This window comes from Cryobacterium sp. PH29-G1 (assembly GCF_030063365.1).
In the GTDB taxonomy this organism is placed as follows: Bacteria; Actinomycetota; Actinomycetes; order Actinomycetales; family Microbacteriaceae; genus Cryobacterium.
This window is the reverse complement of the sequence record NZ_JASISY010000001.1, coordinates 36,861-59,530: the sequence shown is the minus strand read 5'-3', so window position 1 is coordinate 59,530 and position 22,670 is coordinate 36,861. Positions and strand designations below refer to the sequence as shown.

The following is a 22,670-nucleotide window of genomic DNA, read 5'->3' as shown; positions in this document are numbered from 1 at the left end:
CGGCGTTGCGCCACCGCGTCGTGAACGCCGCGGCTAGGAGACAACACGCAGCACCTCGTCGATCGAGGTCAGACCGAGAGCCACCTTGGCCCAACCATCTTCGCGCATCGTGACCATGCCCTGTTTGCGGGCGGCAGCACCGATCTGAGCGCTTGACGCGCGGGCCACGGTGAGGCGTTCGATCTCTTCCGATACCGTCATGACCTCGTGGATGCCCAGGCGCCCGCGATACCCGGTTTTGGAACAGCTGGAGCAGCCAACCGGTTTGTAGATGATCGTTCCCGTCGTGGTCGGGTCGACGGCCGGACCCAGGTCGGGGATCACCGTGTCGCGGTTGGCGACGTAGCCCACCGTGGGCTTGACGACGAATCCCAGGTGCGCCAGGTCGGTGCGGTCGTCGGGGGCCTTGCAGCGGTCGCAGAGCCGCCGGGCCAGCCGCTGCGCCACGACACAGTCCAGCGCCGAGCCCACCAGAAACGGTTCGATCCCCATTTCGATGAGTCGGGTCATGGCGCTCGGAGCGTCGTTGGTGTGCAGTGTTGACAGCACGAGGTGGCCGGTGAGCGACGCCTCAATGGCGATTTTCGCGGTCTCCTGGTCTCGAATCTCACCCAGCAGAACGACGTCGGGGTCGGCTCGCAGAATGGAGCGCAGCGCGACGGCAAAGGTGAGGCCCGCTTTGCGGTTCACCTGCACCTGGTTGACCCCCTCCATGCGGTACTCCACCGGGTCCTCGACCGTGATCACGTTGATCTCCGGGCGGGAAATGGCATGCAAAGTCGTGTACAGCGTGGTCGACTTGCCCGAACCGGTGGGTCCGGTGACGAGGATCATGCCGTACGGCTTGGTGTACGCCATTTCGAACTCGTTGAAGTTGTCGGTGAGCAGGTTGAGTCCACTCATCTTCATCGACGAGGTCGCGTTGTCGAGAATTCGCAGCACGACTTTCTCACCCCAGACCGTGGGCAGAACGGCGACGCGCAGGTCGACGGTGCGACCGTTGTGGTGCACCGACATGCGGCCGTCCTGCGGTTTACGACGCTCGGCAATGTCGAGGTCGCTCATGATCTTGATGCGCGAAATGACACCACTGGCGATGGTTGACGGTGCCCGCTGCATCTCGTGCAGCACGCCGTCAATGCGATACCGCACCCGCACGTCGTGTTCACCCGGTTCGATGTGAATATCGGAGGCCTTGTCCTGGATCGCCTGGCTGACCAACAGGTTGACGAACCGCACGATTGGCGCCGCGTCATCCGTTTCGGTTTGTGCCGCGGTATCTTCGGCCTCTTCGCTGTCGGCCGTGAGCGTGGTACTGAGGTCGATCAGTTCGTTGTCGGCGCGGTGGTAGCGGGCAATGGCCGCCTGCAGATCGGAGGGCTCGACCACAACGGTGGTAACCCGCATGTGAGCCGCCTCGCGCACGTCGTCAACGGCGAACACGTCGCCGGGGTTGACCATGGCTACGACGAGGCGACCGTCTTCAAACGCAATCGGCAGCACACTGGCCCGACGACAGACGGCGGCCGGCACTTTGGCAACGGCGAGCCGGTCCACGGGATAGTCCAGCAGTTCCACAAAAGGCAGGTTCTTCTGCTCGGCTCGCGCCTTGGCGAATTGCAGCTCGGAAATGGTGCCGGCCTCCACCATCGTGCGCACCGCTGCTTCGTCGGCACGATCGCTCGATCGCACGGTGTCGAGCTCTTCGATCGGGAGCAATCCGTGCACGATCAGAATTTCGGTCAGGCTGGTCATCGTTGCGCGGCTCCCCTGGAGTAGTACGTGGATGTCGGAGCGAGACGGCCGCGCGCGACGAACTGTCCCAGAAGTGGCGTGAAGCTATCCCCAACAGTAATGAATGGGTAAAACCCCGGCATAGTCCCCACTTTACGGGGCGAGCACGCGCGAAGTGTTGCAAACGCGTGACGATTACTCGCTCTCTATAGGCCGCGGGAGCGCAGCACGTGCTGCACGAGCGGGTCGGACGACTGCGCCAGCCAGGTGAGCAGGTCGGGATACGTGCTCGGGTTGCCCGCGAGCTCGGGCCAGACCTCGGGGTTATGCTGCGCCAGGTCGTACAACGCGGCGGCCGAGGTGGCCGGATCACTGGCTGCCAGGCTGGCGGCGCTCGGCGCTGCGAGTGGGACGTCGACAGGTGCCGGGGGTGCCGGAGGCGTTGCCGGAGCGGCAGGCGCCGGCGGGGCCGGAGGCACTGGCGGCACTGCCGCAGGCGCTGCCGCAGTCGCTGCCGCAGTCGCTGCCGCAGTCGCTGCCGCAGGCGCTGCTGCGACACCGGCATAGGACACCGGGGCCGGGGCTCGAACCGGGCCGTACTGGGTGTAATAGCCCCGAACCGCTGTCGGCACGGTTAACGCGTAGAACACCGCAGCGGGCAGTCCAAACGCCAGGGCGAGGCTCAACGCCGCCGCGGTGCTGAAGACGATCAGCGCAAAGGAGCCCGTCGTGCCGTCGAAGATCCAGGAATAGTAGTCGCCGAGGTTGTCGTCGGCGAGGGTCTGCCCGCGCAGCACGACGAAGACGATGCCGAGCACGGCGATAGCGCCGGTGAGCCCGAGCACGAGCCCCTGGCTGCCGGCCGGGTTCGACCGCAGGGTCGTGCGTGCGATAACGGCGATCACGATAATGATCGACAACACGATCGCAGCGCCGATGTTCAGTGCGGTGGTGGCGGAGGTATTCCCGCTTCCGATCAGGTTCGCGATGACGAACAGCAGGCTCAGCCCGGCCGTGCCGACAATGAGCATGAGCGTGAGCGAGGCCACACCGAACCACTTGCTGATCGGTTCGATCGGCACCACCGCCAGTCGCAGTGCCGGGGAGCAGGCCAAGCCGAGCAGCCCGGCGAGCAGAATCAGCGGGTAGCCGCCGTAGTTGAGCGATTCAATGCCGGCCACCGACAGACGAAAGTCTGTGAAGGCATCGATCGTGATGACGCCGACGGCGATACCGCCGAGCGTCCGCCCGATCGTGAGCCAGATCGCGGTGCCACGCAGAATCCCATAGATCGGCAGCAACACGGCGGCCGCGCCACCCAGAACGGCCAGAACGGCGGCGAGCAGCGCCACCGGGTTGACCTGAGCGGATGTCGACGCCACGACGCCGAGAATGACCGCGCCCAGCACGGTGAGGGCGGCGACCGCGCCGTAACCGAGCACGATGCGGTGCCAGAGGCGGGCGATCGGGTGATAGCCCACGATTCCGACCAGCTCTGCGGAGCGCGGCTGGGCGGCCAGGAAGGCGCCGGCCAGGCCGAAGGCAGCCGCATAGCCCAGTCCGGACGTCTCGTGCGTCGAGAAGGCATCGACCAGCATAAAGCCGAGCACGAGCAGCGCATAGGGAACGTTGACGAGCAAGCGGATCAACCAGATCTGGGCCAGCCCGATGTTCGCGCCGAAGACGCCGGCGCGCAGCAGGTAGGTGAGGCTGAGCGAGAACAACGACAGCAGCGTGATCAGGACGACCTCGATGCGGCCGGTCGCGCCGATCACCTCGCTCCTGCTGTAGCTATCGGTGCTGAACACCCACGGCAGCGCGAGCGAAATCAGCAGCAACAGCAGGGCGCCGCCGTCACGGGCCCAGTCGGAGGCCGGAATACCGGCGAACGGGTTGGGCTTGGCCGGCGATGCCGGGTAGGCGGGCGGGGCGGCAGGCGCAGCATATTGCGGCGCGGTGGCTGGCACAGCGGGCGGAACAGCCGGCGACACCGCCGGCGACTCAGGCGCAGCCGACGGCTGAACGGCCGACTGCTCGGGGGTGGTTGGTTCGACGGTCATCTGAATCCTCAGTCTTTTGTCTGTCTTTGGTCTGTCCGCGTTTGTACGTGCGGCACCGATACCTGCCGCACGGGTTACTTGTAGAGCCGGTCGAGCTCGCCGTCCTTGCTGAGTCGAACCAGGTTCTCGACGGCGATTCCGGTCACGTCGGCCACGGTGCGCATGGGGCTGACGAACCATCCGCTCTTCTCCTGCACGGCCAGAACCCGCCAGCTGCCAGCGCCGAGCTCCTTCATCCAGGAGACGTCGTCGAGGCACCCGTCGAACGAGGAGTAGTTCGAATCCGTGGTGACGCACACCCCGGAGAGTTCGGTGTTATACGGCCAGTTGTAGCCGTCGCCCTCGATCACGATGCGCTCGATATCGAGGCGTGCCGTTTTGCCCTCGACCTGCGGCGTCACGGCGAAGTCGGTGACCTTGAGGTTGTCGTAGTCATTGCCGCCATCAGCAGGCATCAGCGCGTCGCCGTAGAGGCTGAGAAAGCGACGTTCCGATTCCGGCAGAACAGCGGCGAGGTCGCCGTAGTCACCATTCTCACCGAACGCGATCATGGCCTCGGTGAATCCTTCGGCGGCAGCGTCGGCGGTGTCGAACTTCGCCACGTCATCGGCGGCAACCAGCTGTCCACGAGCGGAATCAGATGATCCGCTCTGCAGGGCGTTCTCGCCGGCCGTGAGCAGGGGGCTGACATACCAAGAACCACCCTCCTGAACGGTGACCACGGCGGCATCGTGCCCGAGGGCGTCGGTGAGGTCTTCTGCGGTCTGCGTGAATGGCAGCGCGTCGTTCAGGCCGTCGATCGACGACTCGCGCATGTCGGCGAGCATCGAGTCAATATCGCGATCGTCGTAGCCCCACGCTTCCTGCTGCAGGCGCAACTGTGGTTCCACGACCTCGAGGTAAGCGTCGGTGATCGTTTCGGCATCGCCGTTCATCGTCATTTCACCCGCGGTGATGGTGACGACCGAAATATTATCTTCAATCTCTTCGGCCTCGAGCTCGAGCCCGGTCAGGGTGATGTTCAGGCTGTCCACGACGGTATTGATGAGCGCCGGCATGTCGACCGCGTCACCGTTCTCGTCGTCCATGGCGATGGTGCCGAGCTGATCGATCGGAGCCTTGAATGATTCGATTTCGGCGGGCGACAGCGAACCGTATAGGCTGATCAGGTCCATATCAGCGGTTCCTTCGAGCATCTTCTCCACCGCTGCCGTTGGCGAGGATGCCCCGCCCAGCTTTGAGAAAATGGCTCCGTAGGCCCAGACGCTCCCCACGGCGACCAGTAGCACGACGACGCCGATCGAGCCCCCGATCAGCACCTTTTTGCGCGCCTTCTTCGGCGCCGCAGCAACGCCGGCGGCAGCATCAGCGGTCGGTGCCGGCTGGCCGAACGGGTTCGGCTGAACGGATGCCGCTGGCTCGACCGGCAGACCGAATGTCGAGGAGGGCGCCGCAGCCTGATCGATGGCGGCCTGATCGGTGGCGGTCTGATCCGCGGCAGCCTGATCGCTAGCCGGGACAGCGTTGGCGGCCGGCACCTCGGGCGCGGACACAACCGCAGGCGTAACCGGCGCTATGGTGCCCAGTTGCAGCATCCACTCAATCAGTGCCGGATAGCACGATGGGTTCGTGGCGATCACCGGGTGCAACTCGTGGTGTGCGGCGGCGATCTCGGCGAGTCGCGCCTGCGGTGTGGCCGGGTTGGCGGCTTCCAGATAAAGGGGGGACGTGGAATCTGTCACGAGAATGTGGCTCCTGGCTATTTGGTGCTGGTGGAAAGTTGAAATAGGTGGGGATACTGCGGCCGGCCGCCGGCAGTCACCAGTTGAAAACGATGAAGACGACGAACGCTGCGGCGGCGAGCAACACCACTACGGTGCTCGAGATGATCGCGACCAGGGTGAGTCGGCGCCGGCGACGGGCCGTTGCCGCCGCCCGCCGGCGAATCTCGGCGGCCGCATCGGCCAAACGGATGCGGGCCAGATCCGGCACCGAATCGGTCACGCTCGCCGGCACCTTCGGCTCAACGATCGCCGGTGTGGGCCGGGCGGCATAGCGCACACTCCCCCCGCTCGGCATCGATGGCGGCTCATACCGGCGTTGCAGCGCATCGACCACGGGAGTGGGCGCTGACGCGGCCGCCCGTGCCGTGCTGAGTCGCGTATCGTCGGCGGAGCTTCCCCTCGAGGACCGCACTGTGGCCTCATCCGCGGTCTCATCGCAGGAGTCGGAGCCTGCCGACGCGGTGTCACGTTCTGGTTTCGAGGCCGTTCCGGTGAGGGTTTGCCGCCTCGGCCGTGCCGCACGTTGAGTGTTGTCATCAGTGCTGCGCACCACGACGCGGGTGTGTTCTTCACTCTCGCGCCGTACGATGCGCGTGTCATCGTCGTCAGGTTCGTCGGGCTCGTCGGGCTCGTCGGGCTCGTCGGGCTCGTCGGGCTCGTCGGGCTCGTCTGGCTCGTCTGGCTCGTCTGGCTCGTCTGGCTCGTCTGGCTCGTCTGGCTTGTCTGGCACCCGGGCCGGATCACTCGGCGGCATTGCGGCCCCCGCGTTTCACCGGTCGAGTATCGTCGTTGCGGGTATCGATGGTGTCCGACTGGTCGTCACCGTCGAACGAAATGCCGTGCCACGAACCGACCCCGCCGGCGATGACATCGATCACGATCAGCGAAATATTGTCGCGGCCGCCGTGTTCGAGGGCGCCGGCGAGCAGCAGGTCGGCCGTTTGTTGCGTGGTGCCGCCGAGCGTCAGACCGGCCTTGATGGCCTCATCGGAGAGTTCGCCACTGAGCCCGTCGGAGCACACGAGCAGGCGTTCGCCGGTAATGACCGGACGCAGCCAATAGTCCGCGGTGCTGTTCTGTGCACCCATGGCCCGGGTGATGACGTTTTTGCGGGCGAAGGTGGCGATATCCGCTTTCAGCAGCGACCCCGCGTCGATGAGTTCCTGGGCGAGGGAATGATCCACGGTGAGCTGGTGGAATTCTCCACCGTGCAGACGGTAGACGCGGGAGTCGCCCACGTTCATGATGAGCCACTGCGGCGAATCTTCGTGATCGATGAGCACCACGCCGGTCAGCGTGCTCCCAGCGCCACGAACGGTCGAATCCGAGACGGCACCAACCCCGGTATGGGCGCGTTCGACCGCCGCCACGACGTCTCCGGCCGGCACGCCGCTGCGGGCAACGCAGCTCTGAAACTCGGCGATGACCGCAGCGCTGGCGCGGTGTCCGGCTTCGAGTCCGCCCATTCCATCAGCGACGATGAACACCGGCGCCTCCGCCAGCAGGGAGTCTTCGTTCTCGTTCCGCTTGTGACCAACGTCGGTGCGAAAACCGCAGCGCAGCGACACCCCGGAACTCGTAGATCGCCGCTCGGCCGCCTCACTCATAGTCAGGCCTCCAGATAGATGCGCGCCGCGAGCTCGCCGAGCAGGAATCGGTCGGTCAAGGCCGCGCTGGCACCCGCATCGAGTTCGTTCTCGATGCCACCGCCGTCGATGAGGACAACACCGTTGGTCGACTGCAGATCACGAATTCCCCAGGCGCCCTCGACAAAGTCGAGGCGAGCGTGCGTTTTCGAGACCGTCTTGCCGGGGTCGGGCAGCAAAACCAACTGCGCTTCCGGATGCGCGTCGCCCCGCGCGGGGTTGCGTCCCAGCAGCACGACCGGTTTGGTGAGCGAAATCTTCAGGCCATGTTCGGTTTCCAGAGTCCACGGCCTCATGCGACGCACCACGATCATGGTCTCATCGAAGTCGTCCTCGGAAGCTGGGCTGTCGGCGTCTGGTGTCGGGGGTGCCGCAGTCGGTGGCGCAGTCGGTGCCGCAGTCGGTGCCGCGAACGGTGCCGCGAACGGTGCCGCGAACGCAGCCTGCGTTTCCGCGGGGGGTACCGGTGGTGCGGGCGGTGTCGGTGGTGCGGGCGGGGCCGACGAAACAGGCGGTGCCTGCGGGGCCGAATCGACCGGCGTGGGAAAGGCAGGTAGGGCAGGCGGTGCTGAAACCACAGGCGGTGCCGGCGGCGCTGAAACGACCGGGGCTGGGAGTGCTGGCGGTGCCGGGGGTGCGGGCGGAGCCGGCGGCACTGAAACGACCGGGGCTGGGGGTGCTGGGGGTGCCGGGGGTGCCGGGGGTGCGGATGGAGCCGGGGGCACTGAAACGACCGGCGGGGCTGGCGGCGTAGGCGGAGCAGGCGCTACCGCAGCAATCGGCGGGGCGCTCACGTAGAACGGCGGCGGTCCGACGGGCCGATCGCGCACTGCCGGCGCCGCAACCGGAACCGGAACCGCGGCGGCCGGTGCTGGGGGCAGCGGTGCGGCAGCGCGCGTGGCGGGGGGAACCGGCGGCATGGGCGCAAACGCGGCGATCGGCTGTTCTGCTGACTGCTGCGTTGTCGAATGCGGTGCTGCAGGCTGTGCGGCTACATACTGCGGCGCTGCCGGCTGCGGTGCCCACGGCTGCGGGGCGACCGGTGCAAACGGAACATACCCGGTGGCAGCCGTTGCGGGCAGCCAGCCGGTATCCACAGAATTTCCGAACCCGAGAATGCCGACCCAGATCGGATAGACGAGCAGATAGAGCACCGTGAATCCACCGCCATAACCCAATCGTCGGTTGACGTTATTGACCGCCATGATGAAGACGACCAGGGCAACGAGGTTCGCGACAGGAATGAGGAGACCAATGACCCACAGCGCCGAATAGCGACCGAGTTCCAACACGGTGATCGTGTTTACGACCGGCACCCAGCCCTTCCACGCTTGTTCCCCGAGCTTGACAAACGTCTTGCCGAGCGCGATCGACGAGAACACGTACCCGCCGATGCCGAGCAGCACTGCCACCACGATGACCGAGATCAACACTCCAGATGATTCATACATTTATGATTCGCGTCCGCTGGTAGGCGGCCGCTCCCCCAATCTGCTGGTGTCGCGCCGGTTCGGGCGCGCGATGGTGACGTCGCGTCTAGTTGCGCTGGGTCGAAAAGTGAAGAGTCGGCGGGCATCAACCAGCCGAGAAAAGGAACGCAGCGAGACAGCGGCGCGCAGGCGTTGCCACCGGGTACCGCTCGCGGCGAGGCCGGCACGTTCGGCAGTGACGAGTGCCCAGAAGGCATCGCTCTCCGAGACGTGCGGAGGGATCGGACCGAAGATGGCTTGGTCAGCGAGTCTGGCGAGTTGAGCGCCGCCGACCGATTGGTAGTGCGACGCGATCTCGATCCGCGTCATGGTGCCTTGATCGGCGAGGCCACGGTCAACAGCGGCGTCGATGTATTCGTCCCAGCCGCCGGCAACCCGGGCCGCCGGGTCAACGGAGCGCCCTCTGGCGCGTCGACGCGCCAGTTTTGCTCCCAGAATGACCAGAAAGGGCGTGCTGATCGCCATCAGCACGGCCAGGCTGATGCCCCCGATCTTGAGGATCGTAAACAGCCAGGCCAGGTCGGGGCCGCTGTCCGCTTCCTGCTCCTGCTGGTCTTCTCCGCTGGCCGGGTTAGCCTCCGGCGCGCGCTGCTCGGCGGCGCCCTCGACGATGACCTCGGTGTTGTACTGCGGGTCGCGGGTGAGGTCGTCGATGGGCGACAACGCGTTCTGAAACTGCGGGGTCGCGTCGACGGTGACCCAGCGATCATCGCCGCTGGACACTTCCACCCAGGCCTCGATATTTCGACCGGAGCAGACGCCCTGCTGGCAGGCACCGGGCGCAGCCGAACCGGTGGTTTCATCCGCACCGAGAGCAAACCCCACCACCACCCGGGAGGTGAACCCGAGCTGGCGGGCGAGCAGTGCCGCGGCGACAGCGAATTGTTCGTCATCACCGATCGCCGCCACCAACTGGGAGTTCTCAGTGGCGGTCGTGCTGTTTTGTTTGTCGAGCAGCGCGGTGAATAGGTCGTCGATTCGTGCCACCGAGTGCCCGGACAGGCTCGGCGAGAACTGATAGCCGGCCAGGTCGGTGGTCCAGGAGTTTGCGGCCGGCACGGTCAGGGCGTGGCTGAGATAGCCGCGCTCGCGCAGCCGCGTCACGAGTTCGGCCAGCCCGGCCCCGTCCCGGGTCACCGCCTGGGCGTCGACCCAGTCGACCAGACTCTGCGGAATCACAGAGTCGCCGATCGAATCACCAGCCGAATCGCCGATCGAATCATCCATCGAATCACCGGTCGGGCTGGCGAGACCGGCCAGGTCCGTCGCATCCGCTTGCTGCGGCGCGAGAATCGTATAGCGATCGCCGCTTGTGAGGGGGTTGAGCGCAATGCCGGATGCCGTGCCCGCGTTGTAGAAAAATCCGTCGCTGAGTACTGAGCCGCGATCACCGGCAAAGCGGATGCTCGACAGCGCCACGGTCCCCGGCAGCCACACGCCGGAATACCCGGCGATCTCAAATGTGGTCGTGGTGCGGTCGGCGCCGGCACCGCGCGCGTGCGGTACCCGGGCAAAAGCGGTGGATTGGTCGCTCTGCCCCGCAGCGGGGTTCACGACCCGAAAGACCTCGCCGTCGTAGTAGCTGAGTACGGCGAGGCGCACGCGCGACGCCCTGTCGTCCGCCCCAGCGTCGGTGGTTACCGTGAACAGTTCGGTGTTGTACCGATCGGCGCTGAAATAACTGCGGTACTGGCTGAGCGGGCTGACATACTCGCGCAGCTCGACGGTCGGGTCGATGCTGGTGCGCAGCACCTCGCGGGTCGGGCTGGCGGTAACCATCGACAGGCCACCGAGGGTGACTCCGATAGCGAGCACGAGCACTCCCCCGGCGAGCGCTGCCCGGCGCACTCGACCGCCCAGGCCACCTCGAGTGCGTCGCACTCCGCTGTTGCGTGCCGCCAAATTGAGCGCCGCGGTGCGCGCGAGGTGGGTGCGCCAGGCCAGAAACCCGAAGCCGAGCAGCAGAGCGGCCAGACCGATCAGGCTTTCGCGCGGTGCCGCCACGCTGACGCCGAGCACGGTCACCGGAACGCTCACGGCGCTGGAGCCGAACACCAGGCCGAACAGCTGCACGGCAAAGAGGAGGGGAACCGCGAGCGCATAGAGTCGGCCGCCGCGCCAGGCCAGCGACAGGGCGAGCGTGGTGCCGCCAAGAAACAAGAAAAAGGCCGGCACGAGCAGGGTCTGGTACGACCCGACCGGTAGTTGGATCGTGACGAGTTCTTTCCAGCTGAACACCGTGGCGGTCACCAGATCGAGCAATCCGCCGAACGCAGTCGGCACGCTCGTGAGCGCGGTCGGCGCCGCGAGCGGCACGCCCAACAGCAAGTAGGCGCCGAGGGTCACCAGCAGCACGGTGAACCACGACCAACCTCGCCGCGCACCGAGCCAGGCCAGTGCTAGTCCGGCCGTGATCGCTCCACCCGCCATGATCAGGTAGCTCACGTCCTGGTAGATCGGCCAGGCGGCCCAGACGGCCACGAGCATCATCGCCACCAGGAACAGAGCGTTGATCACGAGGGCACGGCGACGGCCGCCGGGCGCCCGGCGCGGCCGGGTCAGGCGGATCGATCCGGTCGCGGGGCGACTCGTCCCCCGCGACACGGGCGTTTCGGGCGCGCTCATGACGCTCGCCGGCTCAGTAGGGAACGAAAATCATCGAGCACGCCGATGGTGAGCACGCTCGTGCCGGCGAGATCACGAAAGCTCGGCTGCTCATCGGGGTTGCACAGAACGGCCACGACCTGCACATTGTCGGCAAATTTCAGTGCGAGTGCCTGCAGGCGCCTGGCGGTCATCGTCGAGCCGCACACGACAAAGGCGATCGACAGGTCGGGCACCACCTGCGCCGCAAGCACACAAACGTCTTCGACGTTCATAGCGTGCGGGCTGACCTCGATCGCGGTCAGTTCGTCGAGCAGGGTGCGCGTCGACACCACGCTGAGGCTGCGCACCGAACGGATGCTGCCGCGCACGATATCGGGAATCTCGGCACTGGCCACAACGGCCAGGTCACGGCCATCGCGAATGGCACGCACACCGAGCGAGCCCGCTGCGCTGACCGCCATCTCGAATTCGTCAGCGGAGGCGTACTCCGCCGCGTTCCGGCTCAAGACGATCGCCAGACGCGAGCGACGGCTCTCTTCGAACTGCCGCACCATGAGCTTGCCGGTCTTCGCGGTGGACTTCCAATGGATGTGTCGCTGTCCGTCGCCCGGGGCATACTCGCGAATAGCGTGAAACGAGATGTCAGAATCAACGATGTCGCTCGTCGGGTTTCCTTCGAGGTCGCGCACAAAACCCGCGCTGGTGCTGGGGATCGACACTGTCACCGGGTGCACGAACAGGCGGTTGACATCGGCCCAGGCCACTTCACGCCCGAGCACGCCGAGCGGGTCGCTGCGCACGGTCGTGACCGGGCCCACATCGATGATTCCGCGGCGGTAGGCGGGCACGCGCACCTGCTCTTCGTGAACCTGGCCGGAACGCAGTAGCGGCACGTAAACATCCGCTAGTCCCTCGCCGATGGGAACGTCAACGCGACCGGGCAGCTCGAGCCGCTTGGAAACGTTGGTGACGGTGAGGGTGCCGAGCACCTCGGACCCGGCAACGATCCGGTCGAACGGCAGCACGAAGTTGACGCTATAGGCGCGCCCGCCGGCCAGAAATGGCAGCGAGATCAGAATAAGGGCGACCGCCACCCAGCCAGTCACGATCAGTTCGGTCCAGCCGAGCACCAGGCCGAGCGGCAGCAGCACGATCGCGGCGGCGACCACAACCCAGCCGGCCGGGGTGACCGTTTCTCCGACCCATGCGACGGATGCCTGCACACCGTTTCGCACCGTGCGCGACACGCGCATCCAGAGCACGACCGCGCCCACGAGAATCGACGTCTTCGAGGCGCGGGTGCGCCCGGAGAAGTTCGTGTGGGTCGTCGAATACCGGGTATGCGTGGCAGACCGGGTCTGGGTTGAGGTGCGCGACTGAGTCGATGTCAGTGCGCGCCGCGATTCGGTGTGAAAGCTCACGCCAAGTCGCTCCGACTGGGCGGTACGACGTCGAGCAGAATCTGGCCGATCACGGCGCTCGCGGTGACGCCGTCGAACTCCGCCTCCGGGTCGAGCACCATGCGGTGCGTGAGCACCTGTTCGGCCAGGGCCTTGACGTCATCGGGGGTGACGAAGGTGCGGCCGTGGGCCACCGCCCAGGTTTTGGCCGCCTTGGTGAGAGCGCGGGCGCCCCGCACGCTAACGCCCATGCGCACCTGACGGGCCAGCCGCGTGGCCTCGACCAGGCGGCCGATGTAGTCATAGACGAGGGGGTTGACGAACACGCCACGGGCAACGTCGCTCATGCTCACGAGCGCCTGCGGTGTGATGACCGGGTCGAGGTCGTGGCGCACATCGGCGGTGCCCTCGAGAATGCGGATGGTCGCAGCGAGGTCGGGGTAGCCGAGCGAAGCCTTCATCATGAACCGGTCGAGCTGGGCTTCCGGCAGCCGGTAGGTTCCGGCCTGCTCGATCGGGTTCTGGGTGGCGATGACCAGAAAGGGCACGCCGGTGGATCGGGTTACGCCGTCGACGGTGACGTTGCCCTCTTCCATCGCTTCGAGCAGTGCCGACTGGGTCTTCGGGCTGGCGCGGTTGATCTCGTCGGCGAGCACGACGTTGGCGAAGATCGGTCCGCTGTGAAATTCGAACTCGCCGGTTTTCTGGTCGTAGACGGTGATTCCGGTCACGTCACCGGGCAACAGGTCGGGGGTGAACTGGATGCGGGTGGAGACGCCCTGCACGGTCTGCGACATGGCGCGAGCAAGCGAGGTCTTTCCGGTGCCCGGATAGTCCTCGAGCAACAGATGTCCTTCGCTGACCATCGCGGTGAAAGCGAGCTCGATCACGTGGCGCTTACCCAGAACGACGCGTTCAACGTTGTCGACCATCATCGTGAAGGTCGCGGAAAACCAGTCTGACTGCTCCGTGGTGATTGTCATGTGCGTGGCTCTTTCGGTCTGGCGAAGGTGTGATCGGTGGGGCGAAAAATTAGGGCGTCGGTGCGGTGGCGGCGCTGCAGACGACGGCCGTGGAGGTTGTGGTGCCCGACGCCGGGTCCAAACCGCTGGTCTGCGGGGCGGTCCAGGTGAGGGTCCATTGCACGTTTTTGGTCTGGGTCGCGCCGGCGGGAACGGTGTTTCCATTGCGGTGCGCCCAGGTGCGACCGCCCTGCGAGTCGGGCACGTAGTAGTCGGCGCCGGTCACAACGGCCTCGGCGAGTCCGGCTGATGTCGCATCGACGGCGACCGCGAGGGTGCCGCCGATCACGCAGCCGGCGTTGCTGAGGCCCGCGACCGCGTATCGCACCTGCCAGGCGCGGTCGGCATTGGCCGCCGCCACGGTTGACCAGTCACTGCACAGGCTGGAGTCGGTTGTCGTGCAGTACCGCACGCGAATACCGGGGTCGGCGCCGAAAACACTCGAGCCGGTGGTCTCAGTGAAGTTGTCGAAGTCAGCCGTAAAGTCGCTGGGCACGCGCGTCGACGACGTGGGCTTGGTGAGGAGGTATTTTCCACCGGCTGGTGCCGCCATGTCATACCTGTAGGTACCGTTGCCCGGAGCGGCTGGTTGTTCCCACGTGGTGATCGAACCGGCATTGGCTGTGGTGACCCCGTAGCCGTTGGAATAACAGATCGACACGAAGTATTTGGTGTGCTTGGTGAGGCCACCGATCGCTGGGTCTGTCGACGATGATGCCCCCTCCGGCGTGAAGCCCGCCGGGGTGAGCGTGCAGGTTGCGCCCTCGGTCAGCGAAGCAACGTAGAGCACCTGCACCGGCAGTTTGCTGGAATTCGAGTTGAACCCGGTGCCAGCCACGGTGATCGACCGGTTCTGCGAGCTCAGCGAACCGCCGCTCGTGATCGCGGGCGAACCCGCGACCTGCACACCGATAGATTCGGTCTGGTCGGTCGGTCCTGATCCGGCCGGCCGCTCGAACTGGCTCAACGGGGTCACGGTGACGGTCTGCTTTCCCACACCGAGGGCGAGGGTGACTTCGGTCCTGCCGCTCCCCGGCATCGTGACGGATTTCTCTGTGCCGTTTACGCTGTAGCCCCTGGTCGAGCGGTCGGTGTTCTCGATGGTCACGGTGACCGCGCCGGTCGAGGCACTCGTGGTGCCCTCCTGGAAAATCGGTTCGGCGGCCAAGCGTCCCATTCCCGGGGTGGCATATGACCAGGCCGTGACGTTCACTGCGGTGCGCGATTCGCCGACGGAATTCACCGCCTTCGCTTCGTACTGCTCTTTCTGACCGTTCTCGGTCGTTCGAATCACGCCGCAGTTGCCCGAGGTGTCGCAGCTTGCCACCTTGGCACCGCCGCGGTACAACGCGAACCCGGTCAAGGCCGGGTAGGCGGCGTTGGCGCCGCCGGGCTTCACCGACAGGGTCACGGTGTGGTCGCCGTAGGCGATCTGCCCTACCGCGTTGGGCGCTTTCGGGTAGCCCTGCAGGTCAACGGTGATCGATCCGTTGCGGTTGCCGGCGCTGAGCTTGCCCTGTGCGTCGCGCACGACAAAGCTCGCTTCGCAGACTCCGCCGGCGGTATCGCCCGACCAGGTGGCGCGTACGTTGCGCGAATTCTCGACCGTGAACGATACGCCGACACAGGTGCTGGGGGCGGTGACGGAGACCAGTGTGAGTGGGGTGTTGCGGTAGAGGTTGACCTCGCCGGGGGCGCCGACGACCGCAATGGAGCAGCTCGACCCCGACGACTGTGTGCAGGTCGAAGCGACGGTGCCCCCCTTGGGCAGTTCGCTCGGTGCCGGACCGACCTTGAGCGCCAGCACCGCCGGCACGGCCTCGCGGTGGCTCGACAGGCTCACCGTGACGGCCGCCTCGCGACCGGCCACGGCGTTATCGGCGACACCGATCGACAGAATCGGGCCGTTTTGGGTCACGGTGAACTGGTCCGAAGCGAACTCGATCGCGAAGGTCAGCGCCGGCACGGCCCCCTTACCCTGCCAGTCGACCATATGGCTGAGGTCGTATCGAACGGGATCGGATCCCGGGCTCTGGGTCAGGGCCGCCGGGCGCAGTTCCGGCTGCGGGTCGAGCGGCTCGACCACGACCGGCACCACGAGCTGGGTGTAGTCCTCCTGTCCCTCGATGCGCGCCGGCACCGTGCAGGAGTCGGTCCACGGTGCGTCAGACCCGGCAGTGTAGGTAACCGAAGTACCCGAACCCAAGGTGCAGGTGGCGTTGGGGCGCTCTCCCGAAGAGCGGATGCCCGTGCGCTGCAGTTCCAGGGTCGTTCCGGCCGGAATCGACACGAGGCTTTTCAGGTCGAAGGTGACCGAGGCATCCTCACGCACTTTCTGGTCGACGTTGCCCTTCTTGAGCGCGACGATGATCGCATCCTTGGACGGAATGCGCAGAAACCCGTAAGTGGTCACGACGACGCCCTGAAAGTTCGGTCCGGTCAGGGCGAACGGAGCGAGGAGACCGCCGTCGGGGACATCGCCGCTGATCTTCCAGCCCGACACCTCAAGGCCGGGATGACTGCCCCACAGGGTGAGGCTGAGGCCACCGACGTCGCCGGAGTTCCACGAGACCTTGTCGGTGACCACATCGATGCCTGTGGGGAACGCGTCGCGTTCGTCGAGGGCCAGGGTCGTGTCGATCACGACCGGGTAGTCGGGAACGGAAGCGCGCACCACCTTGACCACGATGAGGCCCTGACCGACATCCTCGTTGGCGTTGGTCACCGAGTATACGAAGGTGAGCAGGCCCGGCTCTGTGCCGGCGGTGAACACGACGCGATCGTCGGTGACGGAGCTGATGCGCTGCGCCAGGGCATCGAACTCGGCAGTGCCGGCCGGCGCGTCGGGGGTGACCAGGCTCAGGCTGAGGTTGCCGCCGCCGGGTTCGATGTCGTTGGCGGCGGGAAAAACCACGACCTGGTTGTCAGCGCCGGCCTGCACCTCCACGTAGTCGCTGAACGTGATCGGGCTCGGGTTGGAGCGCTGGTCGAGAACGCCGATGCGCACGAGCGCCAGACCGGTGGCGCCGACGGTGTCGCGCACCCGGTACTCAAATTCGATGGCGCCGTGAAAGTCGAGGGGGCTGGAGTAGACGATGGCATCGCCGGTGGCATTGATCGATGCCGTTCCGCGCGCCGGCTGGGAGAGCACTCGGTCGAGCACCACGGTGTCACCGTCGGGATCGATACCGAAACTGTCAAAGGGAATCTCGATCGCTTCGCCCGAGAGCACCCGGCCGTAGAGCGTGTGCGGCTGGGGCGCGGTGTTCTCACCGTCAGCCAGCACCTCGACCGAGACCACGGCCGAGTCGATGAGTTCGGGCGCGCCGGCGGTGTAGACGCTGTAGGCCAGCTCGTAGCTGCCCGGTTCGTCGGGGGCGAGATAGCGCAGTTGGCCGCCGGCCGCAAAGGCGAGGCCCAGGTCGCTGCGGTTCTGCACCGACTCGGCGTTGAGCATCACGATGTTGCCGTCGGGAGCGACGTCGTTGTCGAGCACCGGAATGTCGATTTGGGCGCCAACGCGCACGGAAACACTGTCATTCATGGCGATCGGTGCCTGCGGAACGGAAGCCTCGAGCAGATACACGGTGGCCTCGCCGCGCACGGTGTACAACGGGTTTTCGGTGCCGTCGGACACTGTGTATCGCACCGTGCCGAGCTTTCCCGGCCGTTCGTCAGCGGTGGAGCCGCGCACGCGCAGAATGTTCTGCCCCACAACGTCGACGCTGAGCGATGCGCCGACAGCGGTTTCGGGAATGGCTTCGCCGAGCAGCAGCACCCGGCCGGCCGGGTTGGAGACGGCGGTGAAGACGTCAACGCTGGTGTCGGCCTTGGGCCGCACGAAAACCGTCACCGGGGAGGTCGTGAGCGCTTGGGCATCCGCTGAAACCACCGAAATGCGCACGAGCGACACGACTTCGCTCACGTCGTCGGCGATCGTGAGGCTGATCGTGTAGTTTCCGACGACGGTTGCGGCGAAGTCGAACGCGGTGCCGTTCGCGGTGCTGCTCACCGTTGACCCCTCGGCACTCGACGGGGTCGTGACCGATGTGATGCGGTAGAGCCCGGCAGCGCCCGAGACGTACTCGGCCGGGTTCACCGTGAGGTGCTCGTTCACCGACGCGACCAGTGCGAACGGTTCGACCGTGAGCCGTGGGGTCGGCGTGACCGCGACGGTGAGCACCTTCTCGGTCGCGGCACCGTGAATGTCCGAGACGCGCACCAGAATCGGGGCCGACTGAGCGGCTTGTTCGGCGGCGTTGGGATGTTTGTAGACGAGCACTCCGGCGGGCGTCACACTGACCGAGCCGATATCGGTGGTGTTGACAGCGGATGCGACGAAGATCGGGTCGCCGTCGGGATCGACCCAGCCGGTCAGCACCGGAACGGAGACGCTGCCTCCCGGTTGCACCTCGGGGGCCGGCCAGTCCTGCAGGCAACCGTCGGTGCCGCACCAGACCGGTGCAGAATTGACGTCGTCGCTGTGCACGGTGAGCGTGACCGTGGCCGGCGACGAATCGAGGCCGTCGGTGCGCGAGCCGTCGGTGATGGCGTAGCTGAAGGTTGCCGTGCCACTGGCGCCGGGGGCTACCTGCACCGCGAGGGTCTGGTTGTGGTCGGTGACGGTGACGGTGCCCCATGACGGGTCGAGCCCGGTGACAGAGGCGGGTATCACGCTGAGCACGTCGTCGTTGGCGTCGTGATCGTTCAGCAGTACCGGCAGCCGCACCAACTGGTCGATGCGCACGCCGAAGGCATCGGCCACCGCCACGGGAGCCTTCGGTTCGACAACCTCGGAGGCCACGTCAACGTTGTCTTGGCGCTGGGGTTCCGAGACTTCGGCCAGGGTCCAGTCCTGGGAGCCGGTGACGAGGGCGCCGTCGGGAACGGTCCAGACCCATCCGCTCTGCGTGTCGTTGAGGATCAGGAGGGATTCGTTGGCGCGAAACGCCGGAGCGGCGTCACCGGTCGCAGCGACCGCGCCATAACTGAGCGTGGATTCGCCGGAATCCTCGCTGAACAGGGTGCCTCCGGCGCCGGACGCGGGCAGCCAGGCCGCGTAGCGATCACCGTGAAAGGGCGTTGGCGCGGCGGGCACCCCGAGCACCGTCTCGGAATCACCAACGAGCGCGGTGCGGGCGCCGTCGGAGAGGGCAAAGGCAACCAGGCCGGCCTGGTCGGCAATGAACACGTCGTCGGCGCTGCTGCTCGGGCGTTGCAGCACGGCCAGTTCGCTCATCTTCGTTTCGACCGGTCTGCTCTGGCCGGCCAGCCACAGTTCATCTCCGGCCACGGCCAGCAGCGCCCAGCTGTCGCCGACGACGCTCAGCTGACTTCCGGGCTCCGCCGGGCCGTCGGTGACGATGTCCTCGCCCTGAATCTTGTCTTTCGCGATGGAATACCGCAGCACGCTTCCGGCCGCGCTGGAATAGCTGTAGAGCAACCCCTCGGGCGTGATGGCGATGGCATCGGAGCGGTAGGCGCGGGGGGTTTCACCCCTGACGACCTCATCGTCGGCGTACGGGTTCACCGGGCGGGGCTCGGTGGTGGCATCGACGGCACCGGCGAACACCGTGCCCGTGCTGGTGAGATAGCCCACCCAGGAGCCCGATGACACGATGGTTCGGGTGCCGTCCGGCGTGCTGTCGTAATCGGTGGCGTCGTCGCCGAGGTCGATCGGCGCCGCGAGGCTCACGTCGACAACCTTTTCGTTGTTTTGTGCGTAGAGCAGCACGGTGGAATCGGTCTGCACCAGTTCGCTCGGCGCCGGCACGGTCTTCACGGTGTCGAGTTCGCCCAGGTCTGTGTTGATCCGGGCATACCGGTTGCCGGTGCCGCTCTGCAGCGCCCAAATTGAACTCGCGTTGACCGGCGTCTGCTTCACATCGAACCCATCGACGACGATGGCCACAGTGGCCAGCAGCGCACCGACGATCGCGACCGCCGCAATGCGAATCACGCCGCGTCGTGCTTTCACGAGCACGCGCAGGCGCCTTCGGGCGCGAATACCGGCCATCAGATCAGTCCAGCCAGCAGCAGGGCAGCTACCGTGGCGCCGCCACCGACCACGACAGCCCCCATCAGGAGCAGACCGAGCGCGAGCGGGGACAGTCGCGCTCGTCGGGCCTCGCTCGAATCGGGCAGCGCTTCGTCGCGGGCCTGCGCTGCCGGGCGCCGGGCGCTAGCACGCCCGCCGGGGCGCAGGGTGGGCAGGATGACATCGGAGATGACGGGGCCGCGCGCCTCCTGATTGTCAAAATCGACGGGCGCTCCAGCGGATGCCCAGGCTTCGTCGGCCACCTCCAGCGCGGTGACGGGCAGGCCCAGGTCGCGCTCCACGCGCTGCAGATCGTAGGCGCATTCGAGCAGGCTCACCTGGCGTGCGGCCGGGTCGCGACTCATCATGCGAGCGAGCACATTTTCGAGCGAGGACGGCACATCCGCTCGCCCGATGCTGGTGTATTTCGCGCGACCGATGCGTTGTTGCAGCTGCGCGCGGGAACCGGAGGAACCCGCCGGAAGTTCGAACGGGGCCCGATCGGACAGCAGGGAGTACAGGGTGGCACCGAACGACCAGACCTCGGTCGCGACCGTGCCGGTGGTGCGCTCGTCGACGACTTCGGGCGCGCTCCACGGCAACGACATAGCGAAGAGTTCGTTGCGAGCACCGCCGGCGAGGGACGCGGCGATACCGAAGTCGCCCAGCACGGGGCCGCCGAAGGTGGTGGTGAGGATGTTGGAGGGTTTGATATCGCGATGCAGCACCTTGGACCGGTGCGCAGTCTCAAGGGCGCAGGCGATCCTCACGGCAACGTTGAGTCCGGTCGCCAGGGAAATCGGCTCCGCGCGCTCGCGCGAGGAGTACGACCCCGGGCAGTACTCCATGACGAGGTACGGGCGACCGTCGGCCGAGATGCTCGCGTTGTACACGGTGAGAATCGACGGATGCGAGCTGAGCCGCGCCATGACATCCGCTTCGGCATTGAATGAGCGAAGCACGTCATCGTCGACGATGTCCTGCAGCAGCACCTTGACGGCGACAGAACGGCGGGGCATGTTCTGTTCGAACAGAAAGACGTCGGCGAAACCGCCCGTGCCGAGGGGGCGCACATAGGTGTAGCCCGACAAAATGGGCGGCGCTGACGGGAGACGTCTGCCCATTGCTCCCCCGACCTGCGTTCGTGACCTGATGTGTCTTTGTTGTGACTCGCAAAGACTCAGCTGGTCTCAGCCTCAAGCTTAACGAGAGCGTTCGCGGCCGCCACCCACCCGCGGACGTGGGATACCCCCATTATGGGGGCGACGGGTCACGGCATCTCGAATTTCAGCGGTTAATAGGGTTCCCGGTTGGAAAACGAGTCGTCAAAATCGATCTCGGAGCGGGCTCGAGCGCGCTCGCCCTCCGCTTCGGGCAGGCCTCGGCGCAGCAGCTGCTCGAGCGACGTGGCGTCCTGGGCCTTAGCCTGGGCCGCTTCCCGGGTGATCACGCCCGTGATTACGAGGTCGGCCAGACTCTGGTCCATCGTGTTCATGCCGAGCGCCCGCCCGGCCTGCATCGCCGAGGCAATCTGGTACGTCTTACCCTCACGAATAAGGTTAGCGATGGCCGGGGTCGCCACGAGCACTTCCAGCGCCACGGCACGACCCCCGCCGACCTTCTTGACCAGGGCCTGACACACCACGCCCTGCAGGGTGGCGGCCAACTGGGAGCGCACCTGCTCTTGCTGGTGCGGCGGAAACACGTCAATAATGCGGTCGATGGTCTGGGCGGCATTCTGGGTGTGCAGGGTCGCAAAGACGAGGTGGCCGGTCTCGGCCGCGGTGAGTGCGACCGAGATGGTCTCAAGGTCGCGCAGCTCGCCGATCAGAATCACGTCGGGGTCCTGCCGCAGCACGTGCTTGAGAGCGGATGCGAAACTGTGCGTATCGTGGCCCACCTCGCGCTGGTTGACGAGCGATTTTTGATGCTTGTGCAGAAACTCGATCGGATCTTCCACGGTGACGATGTGATCGGCCCGGGTGCGGTTGACCAGGTCAATGAGGGCCGCGAGCGTGGTGGACTTGCCCGACCCGGTCGGCCCCGTCACAAGCACAAGCCCGCGAGGCAAGGTCGCGAAATTTCCGACGGTCTCGGGAACGCCGAGCTCGGCGAGTTGCTTGATCTCGCGCGGAATCAGCCGGAAGGCGCCCCCAACGGAGTTGCGCTGCACGAAATAGTTCACCCGAAAGCGCGCCCCGCCGGCCGTGTAAGCAAAGTCGAGTTCGAGCTCGCGTTCAAACTCTTCGAGCTGCGCCGGGGTGAGCAGGCTCCGCAGGGCGAAGGTGACCTTGTCCCGCATCCACGTGCTGGCGTTGGCGAGGGGGCGCAGATTGCCGTCGACGCGAATGCAGGGCGGAGCGCCGACGGTGACGTGCAGGTCGGATCCGTCGTGGTGGAGCACCTCGAGCAGGGCCGCGATGAGGTCGGGATCGGGGCCGTCGGCGAGTGCCACACGCTGATGGTGCCTCGCCGGCTCGGCCTGATCCGGGTGCTCGAGGGCACCGGCATCGTGCACCGCCGCGTCGGACGACGGAGTATCGAATGGCGCAGCATCGAATGGCGCAGCGGCGTGCGCCGGGCCCTCGAACGGCGACGTGTCGTGCGGCAGAGAGTTGTGCGGCAGAGAGTTGTGCGGCGGAGTATCGAGGGCAGGAGTCGACAGCGGCCAGGCGCTGCCTCCTCCGTGCGTGGCGCGGGTCTCAGAACTGGGGTGGGTCATCAGACGGGTCCTTTCAACCTGGGCAGCCACGCGCGGGACGCCGTCATGGGGTGTGTTCGAATCGGGCCGAAGTGTCACTCAGGGGCGCCACACGGTCTCCCCCGTACTAGTCACAAACAACAGTAGAAGGCGAGTCTACGTCCCCTCCCCCCATTTGCCCGACTCCCC

The 22,670-nt window shown here is 66.2% G+C and carries 12 protein-coding genes; all 12 read right to left on the bottom strand.

Features of this window, described 5'->3' with window-relative positions; all coding sequences use genetic code 11:
- Positions 1–33: 33 nt before the first annotated feature.
- On the bottom strand, positions 34–1,755 hold the full coding sequence (locus tag QMK22_RS00225; protein WP_283495631.1) for a GspE/PulE family protein: 1,722 nt from the start codon (positions 1,753–1,755) through the stop codon (positions 34–36).
- 185 nt (positions 1,756–1,940) lie between these two features.
- Positions 1,941–3,794 (bottom strand): DUF7937 domain-containing protein, encoded by a 1,854-nt coding sequence (locus tag QMK22_RS00220; protein WP_283495630.1) that lies wholly within the window; start codon positions 3,792–3,794, stop codon positions 1,941–1,943.
- A gap of 74 nt (positions 3,795–3,868) precedes the next feature.
- Entirely contained in the window at positions 3,869–5,536 is a 1,668-nt protein-coding gene (locus tag QMK22_RS00215; protein ID WP_283495629.1) for a variant leucine-rich repeat-containing protein, read from the bottom strand.
- Positions 5,537–5,612: 76 nt separating this feature from the next.
- Complete coding sequence (locus QMK22_RS00210) at positions 5,613–6,332, bottom strand: hypothetical protein (protein WP_283495628.1); 720 nt, start codon at positions 6,330–6,332, stop codon at positions 5,613–5,615.
- Positions 6,319–7,185 carry a PP2C family protein-serine/threonine phosphatase gene (locus QMK22_RS00205; RefSeq protein ID WP_283495627.1) on the bottom strand — a complete coding sequence of 289 codons (867 nt, stop codon included), beginning with the start codon at positions 7,183–7,185 and terminating at the stop codon, positions 6,319–6,321. Before QMK22_RS00205 ends, QMK22_RS00210 begins: the two co-directional genes overlap by 14 nt.
- 2 nt (positions 7,186–7,187) lie before the next feature.
- Positions 7,188–8,675, bottom strand: a complete 1,488-nt coding sequence (locus QMK22_RS00200) for a DUF5684 domain-containing protein (RefSeq protein ID WP_283495626.1) — start codon at positions 8,673–8,675, stop codon at positions 7,188–7,190.
- Positions 8,676–11,339: a transglutaminase TgpA family protein gene (locus QMK22_RS00195; protein WP_283495625.1), complete on the bottom strand. Its 2,664-nt coding sequence runs from the start codon at positions 11,337–11,339 to the stop codon at positions 8,676–8,678.
- On the bottom strand, positions 11,336–12,742 hold the full coding sequence (locus QMK22_RS00190) for a DUF58 domain-containing protein (RefSeq protein WP_283495624.1): 1,407 nt from the start codon (positions 12,740–12,742) through the stop codon (positions 11,336–11,338). The genes QMK22_RS00195 and QMK22_RS00190 overlap by 4 nt, the downstream gene beginning before the upstream one ends.
- Entirely contained in the window at positions 12,739–13,704 is a 966-nt protein-coding gene (locus QMK22_RS00185; RefSeq protein ID WP_283495623.1) for an AAA family ATPase, read from the bottom strand. The genes QMK22_RS00190 and QMK22_RS00185 overlap by 4 nt, the downstream gene beginning before the upstream one ends.
- A gap of 49 nt (positions 13,705–13,753) precedes the next feature.
- Positions 13,754–19,759: an Ig-like domain-containing protein gene (locus QMK22_RS00180; protein WP_283495622.1), complete on the bottom strand. Its 6,006-nt coding sequence runs from the start codon at positions 19,757–19,759 to the stop codon at positions 13,754–13,756.
- On the bottom strand, positions 19,759–20,904 hold the full coding sequence (locus QMK22_RS00175) for a serine/threonine-protein kinase (protein WP_283495621.1): 1,146 nt from the start codon (positions 20,902–20,904) through the stop codon (positions 19,759–19,761). Before QMK22_RS00175 ends, QMK22_RS00180 begins: the two co-directional genes overlap by 1 nt.
- A gap of 170 nt (positions 20,905–21,074) precedes the next feature.
- The gene (locus QMK22_RS00170; RefSeq protein WP_283495620.1) at positions 21,075–22,502 is read right to left on the bottom strand and encodes a type IV pilus twitching motility protein PilT; all 1,428 of its coding nucleotides are present in this window, start codon (positions 22,500–22,502) and stop codon (positions 21,075–21,077) included.
- Positions 22,503–22,670 lie beyond the last annotated feature (168 nt).

Excerpts from the sequence above, each read along its gene's own strand:
- QMK22_RS00220 (WP_283495630.1), bottom strand. The coding sequence starts at position 3,794 with ATGACCGTCGAACCAACCACCCCCGAGCAGTCGGCCGTTCAGCCGTCG.
- QMK22_RS00170 (WP_283495620.1), bottom strand. The coding sequence starts at position 22,502 with ATGACCCACCCCAGTTCTGAGACCCGCGCCACGCACGGAGGAGGCAGC.
- QMK22_RS00185 (WP_283495623.1), bottom strand. The coding sequence starts at position 13,704 with ATGACAATCACCACGGAGCAGTCAGACTGGTTTTCCGCGACCTTCACG.
- QMK22_RS00175 (WP_283495621.1), bottom strand. The coding sequence starts at position 20,904 with ATGGGCAGACGTCTCCCGTCAGCGCCGCCCATTTTGTCGGGCTACACC.
- QMK22_RS00200 (WP_283495626.1), bottom strand. The coding sequence starts at position 8,675 with ATGTATGAATCATCTGGAGTGTTGATCTCGGTCATCGTGGTGGCAGTG.
- QMK22_RS00180 (WP_283495622.1), bottom strand. The coding sequence starts at position 19,759 with ATGGCCGGTATTCGCGCCCGAAGGCGCCTGCGCGTGCTCGTGAAAGCA.
- QMK22_RS00205 (WP_283495627.1), bottom strand. The coding sequence starts at position 7,185 with ATGAGTGAGGCGGCCGAGCGGCGATCTACGAGTTCCGGGGTGTCGCTG.
- QMK22_RS00225 (WP_283495631.1), bottom strand. The coding sequence starts at position 1,755 with ATGACCAGCCTGACCGAAATTCTGATCGTGCACGGATTGCTCCCGATC.
- QMK22_RS00210 (WP_283495628.1), bottom strand. The coding sequence starts at position 6,332 with ATGCCGCCGAGTGATCCGGCCCGGGTGCCAGACAAGCCAGACGAGCCA.
- QMK22_RS00195 (WP_283495625.1), bottom strand. The coding sequence starts at position 11,339 with ATGAGCGCGCCCGAAACGCCCGTGTCGCGGGGGACGAGTCGCCCCGCG.